Origin of the sequence: Aeromonas sp. FDAARGOS 1406 (assembly GCF_019048565.1) — a bacterium.
Classification (GTDB): Bacteria; Pseudomonadota; Gammaproteobacteria; order Enterobacterales; family Aeromonadaceae; genus Aeromonas; species Aeromonas caviae.
This window is the reverse complement of the sequence record NZ_CP077378.1, coordinates 2735001-2752691: the sequence shown is the minus strand read 5'-3', so window position 1 is coordinate 2752691 and position 17691 is coordinate 2735001. Positions and strand designations below refer to the sequence as shown.

The following is a 17691-nucleotide window of genomic DNA, read 5'->3' as shown; positions in this document are numbered from 1 at the left end:
GATGCCATATCGCCATCATTTGCGCAGGCGGAAGAACTCCTTCTGCCATTCATAGAGATACCCTGACCAGCCTTTGACCTTGGCACGCAGGAACACAAGACCGGATGAGCGTTTCCAGCTGTGCTGGAACCAGTGAGTCATGTAGCGCTCTGCCGCCGGCTCGAAATGAATCGCCTCCCCCTGGTAGTTGTAGAAATAGTGCACGGGGGCGATCAGGGCGGTATCCCCTGATGATGCCAGCTTCTCCGAGACCAGGTGTGTCATGATCTCCGGCCCCATGTACATGGGAGAGGACATGATCTCCTGTTCATAGAAGCGTACCAGTTCGGACAGCATGGCCGAATCCTGTCTGGCGTAGATGACCGCGGTGCCGATCAGCCGATCGGATTCGTAGCCAACGCCAAAGGCCACGGACTCGAAGAGCGGGAAGGGATCCTGGTTGATGGTGACATCGGTATCCAGATACAGACCCCCTTCCTGAGCGAGGATCTTGAGCCGCAGGTAATCGGTCACGAAGGCCAGCAGGCCTCGCCGGTAGCATTCCCGGGCAAAGGTGCACTCCTGTATCCAGCGTTTGACCTGCGGATCCGTGTCCAGCCAGAGCTTGTAGTCGTAACCCTGCTTGCGCCAGTCATCGATGCACACGTGCGCCAGAGGAGGCAAGCGGCTGCCGAGCCAGATGGCGTGAATGGTTCTGTTGGTCGCACTCATGCCTTGCCCCCCGCCTGTTTCATGTTCCACAGGGCCATCCTGACGAAGCGGTAGAAGCGATAGAGTTCACGGGTCAACTTGAATCCCAGCGGAACTTTCTTCAGCACGACCTGATTCTGGATGTCGCTGCCCATGTCCCGCGGACTGTAGATGGCATAGGGAATCAGGCCGGTACAGATGAGCCCGGTGCGATAGGACTCACCGATGAAGTTGTCGACCGAACAGAGCCACCGCTGGCTGTGGGCCAGCAACCGGCGGGCCCCTTGGGGAGAGATGCTGTATCCCGTGGTCCAGCACGAGTTGTTGTGCCAGAACATGAGCTGCATGTTGTCCACTGTAGTCAGGGCCGTGGCGGTGCCGATCTGGGGTTCCACCTTCACGTACTCGTACTGTTCGTGGATCTTCGGCAGGGTACCCACCACCTCTTCAAAATACTGGGTGGGCAGGAAATCGTCTTCCAGGATGAGGATGGGCTCGTCGAGCTCGACACACTTCTCCCACAGCAGATAGTGGCTGGCATAGCACCCCTTTTCCCCGGGCGTCAGCGGTCTGCTGCGAAACCGGATCCTGTGCTGATCATCCGGCAGGGCTTGCAGCCGCTCGGGCAGCCCCTCAAAACCGTTCACTGCGCTGAAAAATTCGAAGGGGATGCCTCTGGCAGAGAGCACAGACTCGACACGACTGCGCCGCTCGACGGCCCTGTCCAGACTAATGACGTAAATTTTCATGACCTTCCTTTCCAAGCCTGTTCAGTTCCCAATGCAATGCGGTCGAGTAGATGGCGCCCATGAAGACGCTGAATACCCACTGCCCGGAACGCATGTAGAAGAATGATTCGAAGTTGTTGATGATGAGCCAATAGAGGATGAAGGAGATGGCCAGCATCTTGATGAAACGGGACGAAACCGGACAACACAGCACCTGGCGGAGCACCGAGAAGAGCGTGCCATACAACACCAGGAAACCGGCTCCCCCCCAGCACACCAGGGTTTCCATGTTGGAGTTGTGCAGGTGACGAAACTCCCGGGTAATGTAGTCAGGCAGCGTCTTGGAGAGGGTGATCACCAACGACTGGCTGCCATAGCCTGTCCCGAAGAAGGGGTGAGCCAGGAACCACTGGATGGCCTCCAGCCAGGTCTTCAATCGCACCCCGATGCTGAAGTCCCGTACCTCGTTCCAGTTACCCGTCAGGATGGCATGCACATCCCCCTGATGCAAGAAGCCGGCCAGCAACCGCTCCCGGATGAACGAAACCTGATAAAGCGCCAGCATGGTCATCAGCAAGATGGCGTAGGTCAACACCACCTTGCGCCTTGGCCAGTGCTCTCCTCCCCCCAGCAAGGGGAGGATGGCCAGCGAAGCCGAGATCGCCAGCCAGGACTGACGGGACTGCAGAATGACGGAGAAGACCCCGAACAACAGGATGCCGAGCAAGATCCCGGCATTCCCCAGCGACAACTTCCTGAATTTCGAGGTAAGCAACAAGAGCACAAAAAACAGGAAGCAGGCCCCCGCGATCAGGGAGCCATGCTGGGCATTGCGGTAATTGAAATCTACCCTGGCCCCATCAAGACCTGTCTCGACGATGGAGAAGAAGGATGAGTGATAGGCAAAGGTGAAAATGACACCGAGGCAGAAGGTCAGCAGGGTGATGACGATGCGGCGAGGGTCCCCCTTCAGCCAGTAGGCGAGACCAAGGAAGAAGAAGAGGTATGCCATCGACTTTACAGAAGGGTACTTGAGGGCATACTCGGGCACGAACTGTCTGGATGCGACCCAGCTCAGGCACTGTACCACCACGGCCAGACAGAGCAGTTGAAAGATCCTGTTCCTTGTAAAGAAGGCCCTCTCCACATAGAAGGCCATCAGGGTGGCCAACACTATGATGGTCTGGCAGACGTCGGCGATCAGCTGAATCGAATCCTTGAACAGGGTATAACCCAGAATATTCAGGAAGATGAAGTTGCCGAACGCCTGGCCGTGAAAGATGCGGAGAAAATCGTCACTCGTCGATGAGTCATGATCTGTCATACGGAGCAAGGTGTATTCCCTGTCAGGTTTTTCGGAAGACATAGTTGCCACGGATCTTGCGCCACAGACCGAACATGTCGGTGCGGGGGAAGATGGCGATCCGGCGGATCTGGAACGGATCCCGGTGCATGGCTCTGGGGCCGCTGTTGGTGGCCACAGCATAGCGATAACCGGCGGCAACGGCCTGGGCTTTTGCACTGTCGTTCAGATCCCCGTAAGGATAGGCAAACGAGATCAGGGGATGGCCGAGCAACTGCTCCAGCCAGGCCTTGTTGGCCTGGATCTGGTGGGCCTGCTCCTCTGGGGGGAGCGTACTCAGGCGGGGGTGAGTCAGGGTATGGCCCCCGATCTCCACATGACCGGAGGCCACCAGCGCCTTGATTTCGTCCGGGGACATCAGGGTCACCGGGGTATCGGGGTGAGTCGGGTGCTCCACATCCCAACGATTGTGATCCTCACCGGTCACCACATAGACCACCGCCTTGTAGCCATACTTTTCCAGTAGCGGCAGCATGCGGGTGAGGTTGTCCCGATAGCCGTCGTCCACGGTGATCATCAGGTACTTCTTGCCGTATTGCAGCCGGTGGATGAACCCGTTCTCCGCCAGGTCGGCAAATGTCAGCGTCTCGTAGCCCAGCCACTTCATCAGCTTGAGGTGCTTCTCGAACATGGCGACCGGGAGCCAGGTGCCATGCACTCCCTTTTCGCTCTCGTGCTCGATGAAGCGGTGATACATGATGACCGGCATCTCCCGGCGCAGGGTCTCGACCACGGCGTCCTGATAGACGGATTCCAGCCCGGTCACGACGCCTTGCAAATCATACTCTTGCAGGATCCGTTGGCGCACTGGGTCTGGCACCACCTTGGAGGCCAGCGCCGAAGGGATCTGTGCCTTCAGCCCGGCAAAGTCGATGGCCAGATCCCTTGGGCCGATGTCGCCGAAGTTGCTGGCGAGGGCCTCGTCCAGATTCTGCTCCGTCACCAGACCGATGGCCCTGGCTTCGCCGATGGCAAACGCCGGACGACCGCACAGCAGCGCCTCCATCGCCACCCGACCGGCACCGATCACCAGATCGCAGACCGCCATCAGGGAGGGCACATCGTCCACATAGCCGACGAAGTCGACCTTGTCCTGAAAACGGGCAAAACGCGCCGGCACCTGGGTGCCGCTGACGACGCGCACCCGGCAGGCTTCCAGATCCAGCACCTCGTCCAGCAACCGGTAGCAGAGCTCCCCCTTGGGACCGCTCAGCCGACCAATGATGGCGATCACCGGTTTGTCGTTGTCCGGTATCGGCACGGGCTGGAACTTGTCGGTCTCGATGCCGTTGCGCAGCACCTGCACCATGGCCGGGTCCACCCCCAGGTTGTCGATGATCTGGCTGGCGATATCCTCGCACACCGCCACCGCCCGGTAGCCCAGCGCATGGAATGCCTTGCGGGAGGCGTGTACCGGCTGGCGCCCGTGCACCGTGGTGATCATGGGGGTGCCGGTCAGCTTGCAGGCGACGTAGCTGCTCCAGCCCGAGGCGCGCGAATGGGCGTGCACAAGCTGGATCCTGTGCTTGCGGATCAGATAGATGAGATAGAAGACGTGCCAGAAGCGGCGCAGGATGCTGCGCTTGTTGAAACGCAACCGAAAGACCGGCCCCAGAGTCGGTTTGGTCAGGGTGTCAGAGACGTAGAAAACCTGGTGGCCACGGCGGGTCAGCTCGTTGCCGACCGTGGTGGCATAGACCTCCGCGCCCGTCACTTCGAGCTGGGAGAGAGCCATCAATATGTTCATGCAAGCGCATCCGATCGACGGGTGGCCAGAGCCACCCGCCAGAGGGGGATCAAGCCCGGTTCAACCAGGCCATGTAATCGGCCACGCCTTCGGCCACAGTCTTGAACTCGCCGTCATAGCCGACGCCGCGCAACTTGGTGAGATCCGCCTGGGTGAAGCTCTGGTAGCGACCCTTGAGGTGATCCGGGAAGGGAATGTATTCGATGGCGCCTTTCTGGTGATGCCTGATCACGGCTTCCGCCACGTTCTGGAACGGCTCAGCCCGGCCGGTGCCGCAGTTGAAGATGCCGGAGTGCTGCGGATTCTGCCAGAACCAGAGGTTCACCTTGCAGACGTCGTCCACGTAGATGAAGTCGCGCATCTGGCCGCCATCCGGAAAGCCGTCACAGCCCTCGAACAGCTTGGGATTGTCACCCTGCTTCACCTGGGTATTGAGGTGGAAGGCCACGGACGCCATGGATCCCTTGTGCTGCTCGCGGGGACCATAGACGTTGAAGTACTTGAGACCCACCACCTGGGAGTTGATCTCCGGTATCCAGCGACGCACGTACTGATCGAACAGCTGCTTGGAGTAGCCGTAGACGTTGAGGGGCTGCTCGAACCTCGGGTCTTCGATGAAGTTGTCGTTGCGCCCACCATAGGTCGCGGCGGAAGAGGCGTAGATGAAGGGGATTTCCCGCTCGATGCAGTAGTGGAACAGATCCTTGGAGTACTCGTAGTTGACCTCCATGATGAACTTGCCGTTCCACTCGGTGGTCGCGGAGCAGGCGCCTTCGTGGAAGATCACCTCGATGCCGTCATCCCACTCCTCGAATTCGTCACCGGAGACGATCCGCGCCTGGAACTCGTCCTTGTCCATGTAGTCGGCGATGGTGAGGTCGACCAGGTTGACGAACTTGGTGCCGTCGGTCAGGTCATCAATGACCACGATATCGGTCCGTCCTTGAGCGTTCAGCTGCTTGACCAGATTGCTGCCGATAAAGCCAGCACCGCCAGTTACTACGATCATGGAGTTTGCCTCGCGTACGTTGTGGCCCCGTGTGACTGCCTGTTAAAGCTGTGTATAGTGGGCCAATTTGAAATTGCCGAAAAGTTTATCACGGGCCGCAAGGGGATTCGACCTCGATGACTTTTCCCCTTAGGGCCCGGCAGAGGGACCAGCGATGAAGACCAGAGACAGGATCATCCACAGCGCCACCGAGCTGTTCAACGATCAGGGCGAGCGCAACATCACCACCAACCACATTGCCGCACACCTTGGCATCAGCCCGGGCAACCTTTACTACCACTTCAGAAACAAAGAAGACATCATCCACTCCATCTTCGATCAGTACGCCCGCCACCTGAGCGACAGCTTCACTCCGATCCGCAGCAGCGAGATCCGGCTGGAGGATCTGATGGGCTACCTGGATGCCATCTTCTATTTGATGTGGCAGTTCCGCTTCTTCTACGCGAACCTGCCGGACATCCTGAGTCGCGACGAGCTGCTGCAGCAGAAATACCTCAAGGCACAGGAGCAGCTCCGTGCCACCGTGGAGACGCTGCTCAGAAGCCTGCGCGAAGGCGGCATCATCGCCGTCAGCGATGAAGACCTGCCGGATCTCGGCCAGACCATCAAGATGGTCGTCACCTGCTGGATCCCGTTCCAGATTGCCCAGGCCCCGGCCACCCGCATCACCAAACCCCTGCTCTACCAGGGGGTCTTGCGGGTGCTGTTTTTGCTGCGCCCCTACGTGCAGCCACAAGTGGCCCCCCAGATACATCAACTGGAGCAACATTATCATCAACTGGCCCAACCAGCCGGGTGAGATCTGTTTCACAATTGTTGATTATCAGCATAAAAATTTGAATTTATACGCAGGGATTACAGTAAAATGTTGCCCATTCTAGGGTCTGTCGGCGTTTCGTCGCGACCGTGACGACGCCGAACCGTGCGGGTTGCACGGCCCGGGATCCTGATAACACAGTCGATACAGCAATGAGGACCGAGGATGTCTAACGGATTCTATCGTCACCTGACCGCACAGCTCGAACAGGTCAAGGCGGAAGGGCTATACAAGCAGGAGCGCATCATCACCTCGGCCCAGCAGGCCCAGATTGCGGTGGGCGGCGAGCAGGTACTGAACTTCTGTGCCAACAACTACCTGGGGCTGGCCAACCATCCCGACCTGATTGCCGCCGCCCATCAGGGGCTCGACAGCCACGGTTTCGGCATGGCCTCGGTGCGCTTCATCTGTGGTACCCAGGACCAGCACAAGGAACTGGAGCAGAAGCTGTCCGCCTTCCTCGGCACCGAAGACAGCATCCTCTACTCCTCCTGCTTCGACGCCAACGGCGGTCTGTTCGAGACTCTGTTCGGTGCCGAAGACGCCATCATCTCCGACGCCCTCAACCATGCCTCCATCATCGATGGGGTGCGGTTGTGCAAGGCCAGGCGCTATCGCTACGCCAACAACGACATGGCCGAACTGGAAGCCCAGCTCAAGCAGGCCGATGCCGACGGCGCCCGCTTCAAGCTGATCGCCACCGACGGTGTCTTCTCCATGGATGGCGTCATCGCCGACCTCAAATCCATCTGCGATCTGGCCGACAAGTACGACGCGCTGGTGATGGTGGATGACTCCCACGCCGTCGGCTTCATCGGCGAGAACGGCCGCGGCACCCACGAATACTGCGAGGTGATGGAACGGGTCGACATCATCACCGGCACCCTGGGCAAGGCGCTGGGTGGCGCGTCCGGTGGCTACACATCCGGCAAGAAAGAGGTGATCGACTGGTTGCGTCAGCGCTCCCGTCCCTACCTCTTCTCCAACTCCCTGGCACCCTCCATCGTCTCGGCCACCATCAAGGTGATCGACATGCTGGCCGAGGGTCACGACCTGCGTGCCCGCCTCAAGGAGAACAGTGCCTACTTCCGCGAGCGCATGAGCGCCGCCGGCTTTACCCTGGCCGGCGCCGATCACGCCATCATTCCGGTCATGCTGGGGGATGCCAAACTGGCCGCCGAGATGGCGAGCCGCATGCTGGACGCCGGTATCTACGTGGTGGGCTTCTCCTTCCCCGTGGTACCCAAGGGTCAGGCGCGCATCCGGACCCAGATGTCCGCCGCCCATACCCGGGAGCAACTGGACAAGGCGATCGATGCCTTCATTCGCATCGGTCGCGAGCTCGGTGTGATTTGATCACATGGCTGGCTGATTAAAACGGGGGCCAAGGTTGGGCCCCATTTTATTACCCTCTGTACCCGGCATGGCGCCGTGAGGAATCTGTCATGAAAGCACTCTCCAAACTCAAATCCGAAGTCGGCATCTGGATGACCGATGTCCCGGCTCCCGAGCTCGGCCACAACGATCTGCTCATCAAGATCCGCAAGACCGCCATCTGCGGCACCGACATGCACATCTACAACTGGGACGAGTGGGCCCAGAAGACCATTCCCGTCCCCATGGTGGTAGGGCACGAGTATGTGGGAGAGGTGGTCGCCGTCGGCCAGGAAGTGCGCGGCTTCGCCATCGGCGATCGCGTCTCCGGCGAAGGCCACATCACCTGCGGCCACTGCCGCAACTGCCGTGCCGGTCGCACCCACCTGTGCCGCAACACCATTGGTGTGGGTGTGAACCGCCCGGGATCCTTCGCCGAATACCTGGTGATCCCGGCCTTCAACGCCTTCAAGCTGCCGGACAACATCCCCGATGAGCTGGCCGCCATCTTCGATCCGTTCGGCAACGCCGTGCACACCGCCCTCTCCTTCGACCTGGTGGGTGAAGACGTGCTCATCACCGGCGCAGGCCCCATCGGCATCATGGCTGCTGCCGTCTGCCGTCACGTTGGCGCCCGTCACGTGGTGATCACCGACGTCAACGAATACCGGCTGGAACTGGCCCGCAAGATGGGCGCCACCCGTGCCGTCAACGTGGCCAAGGAGAAGCTCTCCGATGTCATGGAAGATCTCGGCATGACCGAAGGGTTCGATGTGGGGCTGGAGATGTCCGGGGTGCCCAGCGCCTTCCAGGACATGATCGACAAAATGAACCACGGCGGCAAAATCGCCATGCTCGGCATTCCTCCCTCCACCATGGCCATCGACTGGGGCAAGGTGATCTTCAAGGGACTCTTCATCAAGGGGATCTACGGTCGCGAAATGTTCGAAACCTGGTACAAGATGGCAAGCCTCATCCAGTCTGGCCTGGATCTCAGCCCCATCATCACCCACCATTTCCATATCGATGACTTCCAGCAGGGCTTCGAAGCCATGGGCTCGGGCAAGTCCGGCAAGGTGATCCTGAACTGGGATTGAGGACACGCGAGGGGCGCCTGGGCAATCAGCGCGCCCTATTTTGTTCAGCCTCACGAAACCCGGCGCATGCCGGGTTTTTTTATGTGGGATCACCCCTTCCTGCTCTGCCACTTTGTTTGCAGATTGCTTAACACTTCACACACAAGCGTTTAAATGACTGTAACTATTCGGTTATAATCCCGTCGTTTTCTGAGGATAATAAGAGCCTGCTGGGAGTACATGAGCGTGTTGAAAAAACTGAGCTATTTGCTGGCTGCCGGGATGGCGGCCGCCACTCTGTCCGGCGCCGTCCTTGCCGCCGATGACATGTCGACAGAGGCCATCGCCGAGCGTATTGCCCCGGTTGGCCAGGTTTATACCGCCAAGGATCTGGAAGGCATTGCGACCGCGGCGGCGGCGCCTGCAGCAGCCTCCTCCGGCCCACGTGACGGAGAGACCGTGTTCAAGGGTGCCTGCTTCGCCTGCCACGATACCGGTGCCGCCGGCGCCCCCAAGCGAGGTGACAAGGCAGCCTGGGAGCCACGCATCGCCCAGGGATTCGACACCTTGCGCAAACACGCCATCGAAGGCTTCACCGGCAAGGCTGGCATGATGCCACCGCGGGGGACCTGCGCCACCTGCAGTGACGAAGAGATCGAGAACGCCATTCACTACATGATCGACAAGCTCTAAGTAATTGAAAGGGCTCCTCTTGCAGCCCTTTCAATCCCATCACTTCCGACTACGCTTGAAGGTAAGTTTTTTCGGGAGTGTTGCATGTCAGTTCAGCCCACCACACCGCCAGACTCGCACTCCTTGCTGGCGGTCGTCTCCTCCATCATGGATTTTCCCGCCCCCGGCATTGCCTCCCCCGAGGATTACGCCCGACTGGTCGGTATGCTGGACACACTCTGCCCTCTGCAACATTTCGCCATGCTGGGGCTGGCCGACGGGGGGCTGAACTGGCGCTACACCTATCAGCTTCCCGACGTGTTCAAGCAACAATTGGGACGGGAAGAACCTCGCCTCACCGAACAGCTCACCCGGCTCGATGAAGGTCAGGGCTGGTGCGTGCAGCCTGTGGAGCATATCGACGTGCAGTGGTTGCTGGCACGCAGCACCCCGGATCAGGCACCCACCCTGAGGCTGCTGCTGGAGTGCCTGGCCAAACGCCTGCACGAAACCCAGACCGGTACCCAGCTGGCGGGGCAGGCTTCCCCTCTCATGCAGCGGGATCCCCAGTGGCAGGAGAAAATCGAGAAGATCGGCCGAGTGATGCGCCTGGCTCACAACCTGCCTCAGCATGCCCTGTTTGCCCAGTTGGAAGCTGTGTTGCGCCAGATGCTCTCGGTCAGCGACATGTTGCTGATCCGGCTGGAAAACCAGCGACTGGAGCGACTCTATCCACCACACCTGACATACGACGATGACATCATTCGGGCCATGTGCCACAGCACCAACAGCGTAGAGCGCCATGAAGAGGGACTTTACTGGTACAGCCTGCCCCTGCGCCAGCAGCAGCAATACTTTGCCCACCTCATCCTCAACATGACCCGGCCTCTGGAAACCGATGACAGGCTGTTCCTCGATTTCCTGCGCCATCAGCTGACCCTGTTGCTGGAGCTCAAAAGGGTGCGACAGCAACTCGATGAGCTCAACTCGGAGGAGTCCATCAACCAGCGACTCCAACAGCTGCGCCAAACCAACTTGAGGTTGCAGAAACGGCTCAAGCATCATCAGGAGCTGGAGCGGCGGCTCCAGTTCAATGCCCTGCACGACCCGCTGACCCAGTTGCCAAACCGGGCGCTGCTGATGAATCACCTGCATCATGCCATGACCCGCTACCGCCGTTACCAGACAGCCGGCTTCACCCTGATTTTCGTCGATGTGGATCACTTCAAGCAGGTCAATGACGCCCTGGGCCACAGTGCCGGCGATCAGTTGCTGCAGGAGCTGGGCAGCAGGCTGCAAGGCTGCATCCGGCAAAATGACATGGTGGCGAGGCTCGGAGGGGACGAATTCGTCATCTATCTTGACAACAGCCAGCGGGAAGAGGACATCAGCCCCGTGCTCAATCGCCTGATTGGCCGTATCGGCCATCCGTTCCGGCTCCAAGGCAACGAACTGACCATCACCGTCAGTCTGGGGGTCGCCAACGTGACGGAGCAAACGGCCGATGTCAGTGAACTGCTGCACCAGGCAGACCTCGCCATGTACCAGGCCAAGCGTAACGGCCGCAGCCGCATCGTCATGTATTCGGAGGCCTGTACCGAACAGGCGGGGTCACCGGAAGAGCGGCTCTTCAGAGCCTTGCGGGAAGGGCGGATTGTGCCCTACTTCCAGCCGGTGATCAGGCTGTGTGACAGCCGCCTGGTCGGACTGGAGGTGATGGCGCGCTGGATAACGGAGGAAGGGGAGCTCAAGGATGCATTCGACTTCATTCCTCTGGCGGAACAGTGCGGCCTCATTCAGGATCTGGACCGCCAGATCCTCAAGCGCACCTGCCAGCAACTGAAGCTTTGGCAACCCGCCTCCGGGGTCGGTCGTTTCAGGATAGCCATCAACCTCTCCGGCAAGCACCTGGCCAGCCACGAGCAGATCATGCAACTGCTCACCATCATGGAGGAGGAGGGTGTCATCCCCGCATGTTTCATCTTTGAGTTCAACGAACGCGAGCTCTCCCGGCAGAGTGCCGACTCCCTCACTGCCCTGCATGAACTGAGGGCGAAAGGGATCCAGGTCAGCCTGGATGACTTCGGCACCGGCTTCTCTTCCCTCAACGCCCTGTTTCACTTCCCAGTGGATTACATCAAGGTGGACGACAGCTTCACCCATCGCATGTTGAACTCCCCCAAGGATCTGGCGCTTATCCGCGCCATGCGGGACATCTGCCAGGACCTCGACTTCACCCTGGTGGTCGAGGGGATCGAAAATCAGCAGCAGTTGCAAAAGCTCATCGAGCTTGGCTGCGCCCTCGGGCAAGGGCGCCATATCTCGCCCCCGCTGCCGGGAGCCGATATTCCCCCTCTGCTGGGTCAGGCTTCTCGAGAGACCAAGCCTTCCGACCTCAATCCTTCTTGAACAGGGCCCGCAGGTTGGCGACACCAACCTGCCCCTTCTGCTGGCGCTCCTCGGCCGTCACCTTCTTCTGGTTTTCCCACTCCAGGTCATCCTGGGGCAGCTCCAGCAGGAAGCGGCTCGGCTCCGGCCGCACCGACTCGCCAAACTGGCGGCGCTCCTTGCAGAGAGTAAAGGTCAGCTCGGTCTGGGCCCGGGTGATCCCCACGTAGGCGAGGCGCCGCTCCTCCTCCACATTATCCTCGTCGATGCTGGTCTGGTGGGGCAGCAGCCCCTCCTCCATGCCCACCATGTAGACATAGGGAAATTCCAGCCCCTTGGAGGCGTGTAGGGTCATCAGCTGCACCTGATCCGCCTCATCCTCCCCTTCGTTGCGCTCCATCATGTCCCGCAGGGTGAGGCGAGTCACCACCTGAGCAAGCGTCATCGACTCCTCCAGCTCATCCCCCTCCAGCATCTCGCTGATCCAGCGATAAAGGGTGGAGACGTTTTGCATCCGCATCTCCGCCGCCTTCGGACTGGGGGAGGTCTCATAGAGCCACTCCTCATAGTGGATCTCCTTGATCATGTCCCGCACCGCCTCCACCGGATTGCCGCGCAGCGCCTGATCGCCGAGCCGTACCAGCCAGTTGGTGAAGGCCTGCAAGGCGGATAGACCGCGCCCGGAGAGGTGTTGCTCCAGCCCCAGCTCGAAGCTGGCGGCAAACAGGCTCTTGCCGCGCTGGTTGGCGTACTGGCCCAGTTTTTCGAGGGTAGTGGGGCCTATCTCGCGGCGCGGCAGGTTGACTACCCGCAGAAAGGCAGTGTCCTCATCCGGGTTAACTAGCAGCTTGAGGTAGGCCATGATGTCCTTGATCTCGGTGCGGGAGAAAAATGAGGTACCGCCCGAGATACGGTAGGGAATGCGGTTGGTCATCAGCGCCTTCTCGAAGATGCGCGACTGATGGTTGCCCCGATAGAGGATCGCGTAATCCTTGAACCGGGTGCGGTTCATGAACTTGTGGCCCATCAGCTCGGCGGCGATACGCTCCGCCTCGTGCTCCTCATTCTTGGCAAACAGCACCTTGAGCTTCACCCCCTCGTCCAGCTCGGAGAAGAGCGCCTTGTCGTAGACATGGGGATTATTGGCGATCAGGATGTTGGCGCACTTGAGAATACGCCGCTTGGAGCGGTAGTTCTGCTCCAGCTTGATGAGCCGCAGATTGGGGAAATCTTCGTTCAGCAGCACCAGGTTCTGCGGCTTGGCACCGCGCCAGGAGTAGATGGACTGGTCGTCGTCCCCCACCACGGTGAAGCGGGCCCGCTCGCCGACGATCTGCTTCACCAGCTCGTACTGGCTGGTGTTGGTGTCCTGGTATTCGTCGACCAGCAGATAGCGGATCTTGTTCTGCCAGCGCTCGCGCACCTCCTGATTGCTCTTGAGCAGCAAGGTCGGCATCACGATGAGGTCGTCAAAATCCAGCGCGTTGTAGGCCACCATCTGGCGGTGGTAACGCTCGTAGAGCTGGGCCATCAGCATCTCTTCCGGGCCGCGGGCGATGCGCATGGCGCGGGCTGGCAGGATAAGGTCGTTCTTCCAGTTGGAGATTTGGCTGATAAGGGCCGAGAGCTTGTCCTTGTCGTTGTCGAGCTCGTCTTCAGTCAACTCTTTCAGCAGCGCCAGCTGATCGGTGTCGTCGAACAGGGAGAAGTTGGCCTTGAGGTTCAGGCTCTTGTGCTCGCGGCGGATGATCTCGAGCCCCAGAGTGTGGAAGGTGGAGACCATCAGCCCCCGCGCCTCCTTGCGACCCAGGGTCTGACCGACCCGCTCCTTCATCTCCCGCGCCGCCTTGTTGGTAAAGGTGACCGCCGCTATGTTGCGTGCGTTGTAGCCGCACTGCTGTACCAGATAGGCAATCTTGTTGGTGATGACGCGGGTCTTGCCCGATCCGGCACCCGCCAGCACCAGGCAAGGGCCGGAGACATACTTGACCGCTTCGTTCTGATTGGGGTTGAGCTTCATGGGCCGGATCTCTTGGCTTATGATGAGGGGCGGCATTGTAGCAGAGATCCCGCGGGCAGCCGAAACCGGGCACGGGATCCCGCCACTTCATCTTGTGTTTGCCCGCCATTTTCCGGATCATGACCGACTTTTCCAGACGAGATGAGGGGAGCATGAATCAGCAACAGCACGACCGGCTGCGCGGCCAGTTTCCAGCCTTGGCGCAGGAGGTGAACGGCCACCCTCTGGTCTATCTGGACAACGCCGCCACCACCCAGAAACCGCAAGCCGTGCTGGATGCGATCAATCACTACTATCGGGCCGACAATGCCAACGTGCACCGCGCCGCCCATGCCCTGAGCGGCCGGGCCACACGCGCCTTCGAAGATGCCCGCGAGACGGTTGCCCGCTTTATCAATGCCCCTCGCAGCCACGAAGTGATATGGACCCGTGGCACCACGGAGGCGATCAATCTGGTGGCCCAGAGCTGGGGGATGAGCGAGCTGAGGGCGGGGGATGAGATCGTGCTCAGCACCCTGGAGCATCACGCCAATATCGTCCCCTGGCAGCTGGTCGCCCAGCGCACCGGCGCCGTCATCCGGGTCATCCCCCTCGATGAGCGGGGCGATCTCGACATCGCTGCCTATCTGGCCCTGCTGGGACCACGTACCCGACTGGTGAGCGTGGCTCACGTCTCCAATGCCCTTGGCACCGTCAATCCAGTCAAAGAGATGGTGGCAGCGGCCAAGGCGGTCGGGGCCCTGAGCCTCATCGACGGCGCCCAGGCGGTGGCCCATCTCGAGGTGGATGTGCAGGCTATCGGCTGCGACTTCTACGCCTTCTCCGGCCACAAGCTCTATGGCCCGACCGGCATCGGCGTGCTGTGGGGCCGCACTGAGCTATTGGAGCGAATGCCCCCCTGGCAGGCCGGCGGCGAGATGATCGACAGAGTCAGCTTCAGCGGCACCACCTTCAACATCCTGCCCTTCAAATTCGAGGCAGGCACCCCCCATATTGCTGGCGCCATCGGCCTGGCCGCAGCCATCGGCTTTGTGATGGAGCAGGACAAGGATTCATTGGCCAGCCATGAAGCGGTGCTGACCGACTATCTGGTTGCCGGACTGCAACAGATGCCAGGGCTGCGTCTGGTCGGCGAACCCGGTCAGCGCGCCGGCGCGGTCTCCTTTCTGCTGGACGACATCCACCCGCAAGATGCCGCCACCCTGCTCGACATGCAGGGCATAGCCCTGCGGGTCGGCCATCACTGCGCCATGCCGCTGATGGAATCTCTTGGTGTCGGCGGCACGATGCGCGCCTCGCTGGCCTGCTACAACAATCGGGACGATGTCGACGCCCTGCTGGCCGCCCTGCACAAACTCCGTGACTTCTTCTAAGGCAGACACCCGATGAACAGCCTCGCAACCTACACCCGGATAGGCGTTGAGCCCGACGCAAATAGTATCCGTCAGCAGTTTGCGGCAGCAAACGGCTGGGAGAACCAGTACCGACTCATCATCCAGCTCGGCAAGCTGCTACCCACCTTGCCAGCAGAGTGGCAGCAGGAGGCATTTCGCCTTAAGGGATGTGAAAGCCAGGCCTGGCTGAAGGGGGAAAAGAGCAAGGATGGTTGCTGGCACTTTGCCTGTGATTCCGATGCCCGCATCGTGCGCGGTCTTATCGTCATCGTGCTGGCGGCACTCAATCATCAGAGTGCCGACGCTATCCAAGCTTTTGATATGGATGCCTATTTCAGCGAATTGGGGCTCGAGAAACACCTGAGCCCGTCGCGAGGCAACGGGCTCAGGGCAATCGTGTTGGCAATCCGGGAGCAGGCTGCCTAACCCACCTTGTACAGTGGTCGATCAGGCTTCGCCAATCGACCCTGCGTCTTCATTTCCAGCCTCTTTCTCGGCGCGGGCTCCCCGCTCGGCAATCTTCTTCAATACCCGGGACGCGGCAACCAAGCCAAAGGTGGCCGTCACCGGCGTCACGGCACCGAAGCCGGAGGCGCAATCCATCTTCATATTGCCGTCGCTGGCCGCCTTGGCCTGGCAGGTGCCGCCATTGCCATCCGGATAACTCAGCTGCTCGGTTGAGAAGACACACTCCACCCCGAATTTGCGCGCCGGATTCTTGCTGAAGTTGTGCAGTCGGCGCAGGTCGGCGCGCACCTTGGCGGCCAGCGGATCCTGAATGGTCTTGGCCAGGTCGGCCACGGTGATCTGGGTCGGGTCCATCTGCCCGCCGGCACCGCCCGCCACGATCACCGGGATCTTGTTGCGCTTGCAGAAGGCAATCAGCGCCACCTTGGCCTTGACCGAGTCGATGGCATCCACCACATAGTCAAACTCCCGCTTGATATGCTCGCCCAGGTTGTCGGCGGTGACGAAGTCATCCACCTCGATCACCTCGCAATCCGGGTTGATGGCACGGATGCGCTCGGCCATCACCTCCGTCTTGAGACGGCCGACCGTGCCCTGCATGGCATGGATCTGGCGATTGGTGTTGGTGATGCAGATATCATCCATGTCGATCAGAGTGATCTGGTTGATGCCGGCCCGAGCCAGCGCCTCGGCCGCCCAGGAGCCGACGCCACCGATCCCGACCACGCAGACTTTCGCCTGGCTGAAGGAGCCAAGGGCACGCTGGCCATAAAGACGGGCTATGCCCCCGAATCGCTGTAGATACTCTGCTTTCATACCACCACCTTGCTTGAGGGCGGCCATTATAGCGGCAACCTCCGTCAGGGGCGATGATCGGATGATGGCGATGTTGATGTAAGGGGAAATAAGTGCTGTCTCGGGAACGAAAAAAAGCCCAGTCGTTAGACTGGGCTTCTTGAGTAGTGGCGGAGCGGACGGGACTCGAACCCGCGACCCCCGGCGTGACAGGCCGGTATTCTAACCGACTGAACTACCGCTCCGCATTCGGTTAGCTTTCGCTAAATCATTTGCCGCTTATTCTGAGGTGTCATCCTCGCAGCCGGTCATGTAATTCTTCACATCACCGTTTAATTGGGTGCCTGGCAGTGTCCTACTCTCGCATGGCGAATGCCACACTACCATCGGCGCTACAGCGTTTCACTTCTGAGTTCGGCATGGGGTCAGGTGGTTCCACTGCGCTATTGCCGCCAGGCAAAATCTTAATCCAGAAAGCTGACGTGAATAACGACTTTGCTAGTTGCTTGTCATTACCACTGAATTTGTAAGTAGTTCACTCATTCGCTACAAGGCCAGAAACACTTCTTGGGTGTTGTATGGTTAAGCCTCACGGGTAATTAGTATGGGTTAGCTCAACGTATCGCTACGCTTACACACCCCACCTATCAACGTTGTGGTCTCCAACGGCCCTTTAGGACCCTCAAGGGGTCAGGGATGACTCATCTCAGGGCTCGCTTCCCGCTTAGATGCTTTCAGCGGTTATCGATTCCGAACTTAGCTACCGGGCAGTGCCACTGGCGTGACAACCCGAACACCAGAGGTTCGTTCACTCCGGTCCTCTCGTACTAGGAGCAACTCCCTTCAATCATCCAACGCCCACGGCAGATAGGGACCGAACTGTCTCACGACGTTCTGAACCCAGCTCGCGTACCACTTTAAATGGCGAACAGCCATACCCTTGGGACCGACTTCAGCCCCAGGATGTGATGAGCCGACATCGAGGTGCCAAACACCGCCGTCGATATGAACTCTTGGGCGGTATCAGCCTGTTATCCCCGGAGTACCTTTTATCCGTTGAGCGATGGCCCTTCCATTCAGAACCACCGGATCACTATGACCTACTTTCGTACCTGCTCGACCTGTCCGTCTCGCAGTTAAGCTGGCTTAT

Annotated in this window: 14 protein-coding genes, 1 tRNA gene and 2 rRNA genes (1 of these 17 cut by a window edge); 7 read left to right on the top strand and 10 right to left on the bottom strand. The window is 59.8% G+C overall.

Annotated features, from left to right (window positions below; all coding sequences use genetic code 11):
- Window positions 1-15 precede the first annotated feature (15 nt).
- Genes I6L36_RS12920 through rfaD form a run of 5 tightly spaced genes read right to left on the bottom strand, consistent with a single transcriptional unit; the run spans window position 16 to window position 5537 of the window.
- Entirely contained in the window at window positions 16-711 is a 696-nt protein-coding gene (locus I6L36_RS12920) for a glycosyltransferase family 32 protein (RefSeq protein WP_201922623.1), read from the bottom strand.
- Window positions 708-1439 carry a glycosyltransferase family 25 protein gene (locus I6L36_RS12915; protein ID WP_042864640.1) on the bottom strand — a complete coding sequence of 244 codons (732 nt, stop codon included), beginning with the start codon at window positions 1437-1439 and terminating at the stop codon, window positions 708-710. Before I6L36_RS12915 ends, I6L36_RS12920 begins: the two co-directional genes overlap by 4 nt.
- Window positions 1420-2742, bottom strand: coding sequence for an O-antigen ligase (locus I6L36_RS12910; RefSeq protein WP_223932050.1), 1323 nt, complete (start codon window positions 2740-2742; stop codon window positions 1420-1422). The genes I6L36_RS12915 and I6L36_RS12910 overlap by 20 nt, the downstream gene beginning before the upstream one ends.
- Window positions 2743-2764: 22 nt before the next feature.
- Window positions 2765-4528 (bottom strand): polysaccharide deacetylase family protein, encoded by a 1764-nt coding sequence (locus I6L36_RS12905; protein ID WP_216986709.1) that lies wholly within the window; start codon window positions 4526-4528, stop codon window positions 2765-2767.
- A gap of 49 nt (window positions 4529-4577) precedes the next feature.
- The gene (gene rfaD, locus I6L36_RS12900; RefSeq protein ID WP_201922634.1) at window positions 4578-5537 is read right to left on the bottom strand and encodes an ADP-glyceromanno-heptose 6-epimerase; all 960 of its coding nucleotides are present in this window, start codon (window positions 5535-5537) and stop codon (window positions 4578-4580) included.
- 154 nt (window positions 5538-5691) lie between these two features.
- On the opposite strand from rfaD, the gene I6L36_RS12895 reads away from it, so the two are divergent.
- From I6L36_RS12895 to I6L36_RS12875, 5 genes are all read left to right on the top strand, one after another.
- Window positions 5692-6336 carry a TetR/AcrR family transcriptional regulator gene (locus tag I6L36_RS12895; RefSeq protein ID WP_010672429.1) on the top strand — a complete coding sequence of 215 codons (645 nt, stop codon included), beginning with the start codon at window positions 5692-5694 and terminating at the stop codon, window positions 6334-6336.
- Window positions 6337-6519: 183 nt separating this feature from the next.
- Window positions 6520-7710, top strand: coding sequence for a glycine C-acetyltransferase (locus I6L36_RS12890; protein WP_045522539.1), 1191 nt, complete (start codon window positions 6520-6522; stop codon window positions 7708-7710).
- An 89-nt stretch (window positions 7711-7799) separates the two neighbouring features.
- Entirely contained in the window at window positions 7800-8825 is a 1026-nt protein-coding gene (gene tdh / locus I6L36_RS12885; RefSeq protein ID WP_010672427.1) for an L-threonine 3-dehydrogenase, read from the top strand.
- Between the two features lie 219 nt (window positions 8826-9044).
- Window positions 9045-9497: a cytochrome c5 family protein gene (locus I6L36_RS12880; protein ID WP_039041132.1), complete on the top strand. Its 453-nt coding sequence runs from the start codon at window positions 9045-9047 to the stop codon at window positions 9495-9497.
- 84 nt (window positions 9498-9581) lie between these two features.
- A complete protein-coding gene (locus tag I6L36_RS12875; RefSeq protein ID WP_200163706.1) occupies window positions 9582-11885 on the top strand; it encodes a bifunctional diguanylate cyclase/phosphodiesterase in 2304 nt (767 codons plus the stop codon).
- Here I6L36_RS12875 and rep read toward each other — a convergent pair.
- Window positions 11872-13884, bottom strand: coding sequence for a DNA helicase Rep (rep, locus tag I6L36_RS12870; protein WP_216986708.1), 2013 nt, complete (start codon window positions 13882-13884; stop codon window positions 11872-11874). The two genes, I6L36_RS12875 and rep, sit on opposite strands and share 14 nt — an antisense overlap.
- 152 nt (window positions 13885-14036) lie before the next feature.
- Between rep and I6L36_RS12865 the strand changes: the two genes are divergently transcribed.
- Both I6L36_RS12865 and I6L36_RS12860 read left to right on the top strand, forming a co-directional pair.
- On the top strand, window positions 14037-15257 hold the full coding sequence (locus tag I6L36_RS12865) for a cysteine desulfurase (protein WP_201985759.1): 1221 nt from the start codon (window positions 14037-14039) through the stop codon (window positions 15255-15257).
- 12 nt (window positions 15258-15269) lie between these two features.
- Window positions 15270-15704, top strand: coding sequence for a SufE family protein (locus I6L36_RS12860; RefSeq protein ID WP_201985760.1), 435 nt, complete (start codon window positions 15270-15272; stop codon window positions 15702-15704).
- A gap of 21 nt (window positions 15705-15725) precedes the next feature.
- Here I6L36_RS12860 and tcdA read toward each other — a convergent pair whose 3' ends face one another.
- The 4 genes from tcdA to I6L36_RS12840 form a co-directional block, all read right to left on the bottom strand.
- Window positions 15726-16562 carry a tRNA cyclic N6-threonylcarbamoyladenosine(37) synthase TcdA gene (gene tcdA / locus I6L36_RS12855; RefSeq protein ID WP_201985761.1) on the bottom strand — a complete coding sequence of 279 codons (837 nt, stop codon included), beginning with the start codon at window positions 16560-16562 and terminating at the stop codon, window positions 15726-15728.
- A gap of 147 nt (window positions 16563-16709) precedes the next feature.
- Window positions 16710-16786 (bottom strand) — tRNA-Asp (locus tag I6L36_RS12850).
- 97 nt (window positions 16787-16883) lie between these two features.
- A 5S ribosomal RNA gene (gene rrf / locus I6L36_RS12845) occupies window positions 16884-16998 on the bottom strand.
- A 121-nt stretch (window positions 16999-17119) separates the two neighbouring features.
- Window positions 17120-17691: ribosomal RNA gene (locus I6L36_RS12840) — 23S ribosomal RNA — on the bottom strand; it runs 2318 nt beyond the window's last position.

Coding starts and splice junctions, on each gene's coding strand:
- I6L36_RS12890 (WP_045522539.1), top strand. CDS start 6,520: ATGTCTAACGGATTCTATCGTCACCTGACCGCACAGCTCGAACAGGTC.
- I6L36_RS12905 (WP_216986709.1), bottom strand. CDS start 4,528: ATGAACATATTGATGGCTCTCTCCCAGCTCGAAGTGACGGGCGCGGAG.
- rep (WP_216986708.1), bottom strand. CDS start 13,884: ATGAAGCTCAACCCCAATCAGAACGAAGCGGTCAAGTATGTCTCCGGC.
- I6L36_RS12910 (WP_223932050.1), bottom strand. CDS start 2,742: ATGACAGATCATGACTCATCGACGAGTGACGATTTTCTCCGCATCTTT.
- I6L36_RS12920 (WP_201922623.1), bottom strand. CDS start 711: ATGAGTGCGACCAACAGAACCATTCACGCCATCTGGCTCGGCAGCCGC.
- I6L36_RS12875 (WP_200163706.1), top strand. CDS start 9,582: ATGTCAGTTCAGCCCACCACACCGCCAGACTCGCACTCCTTGCTGGCG.
- I6L36_RS12865 (WP_201985759.1), top strand. CDS start 14,037: ATGAATCAGCAACAGCACGACCGGCTGCGCGGCCAGTTTCCAGCCTTG.
- tdh (WP_010672427.1), top strand. CDS start 7,800: ATGAAAGCACTCTCCAAACTCAAATCCGAAGTCGGCATCTGGATGACC.
- I6L36_RS12895 (WP_010672429.1), top strand. CDS start 5,692: ATGAAGACCAGAGACAGGATCATCCACAGCGCCACCGAGCTGTTCAAC.
- I6L36_RS12880 (WP_039041132.1), top strand. CDS start 9,045: ATGAGCGTGTTGAAAAAACTGAGCTATTTGCTGGCTGCCGGGATGGCG.
- tcdA (WP_201985761.1), bottom strand. CDS start 16,562: ATGAAAGCAGAGTATCTACAGCGATTCGGGGGCATAGCCCGTCTTTAT.
- rfaD (WP_201922634.1), bottom strand. CDS start 5,537: ATGATCGTAGTAACTGGCGGTGCTGGCTTTATCGGCAGCAATCTGGTC.
- I6L36_RS12860 (WP_201985760.1), top strand. CDS start 15,270: ATGAACAGCCTCGCAACCTACACCCGGATAGGCGTTGAGCCCGACGCA.
- I6L36_RS12915 (WP_042864640.1), bottom strand. CDS start 1,439: ATGAAAATTTACGTCATTAGTCTGGACAGGGCCGTCGAGCGGCGCAGT.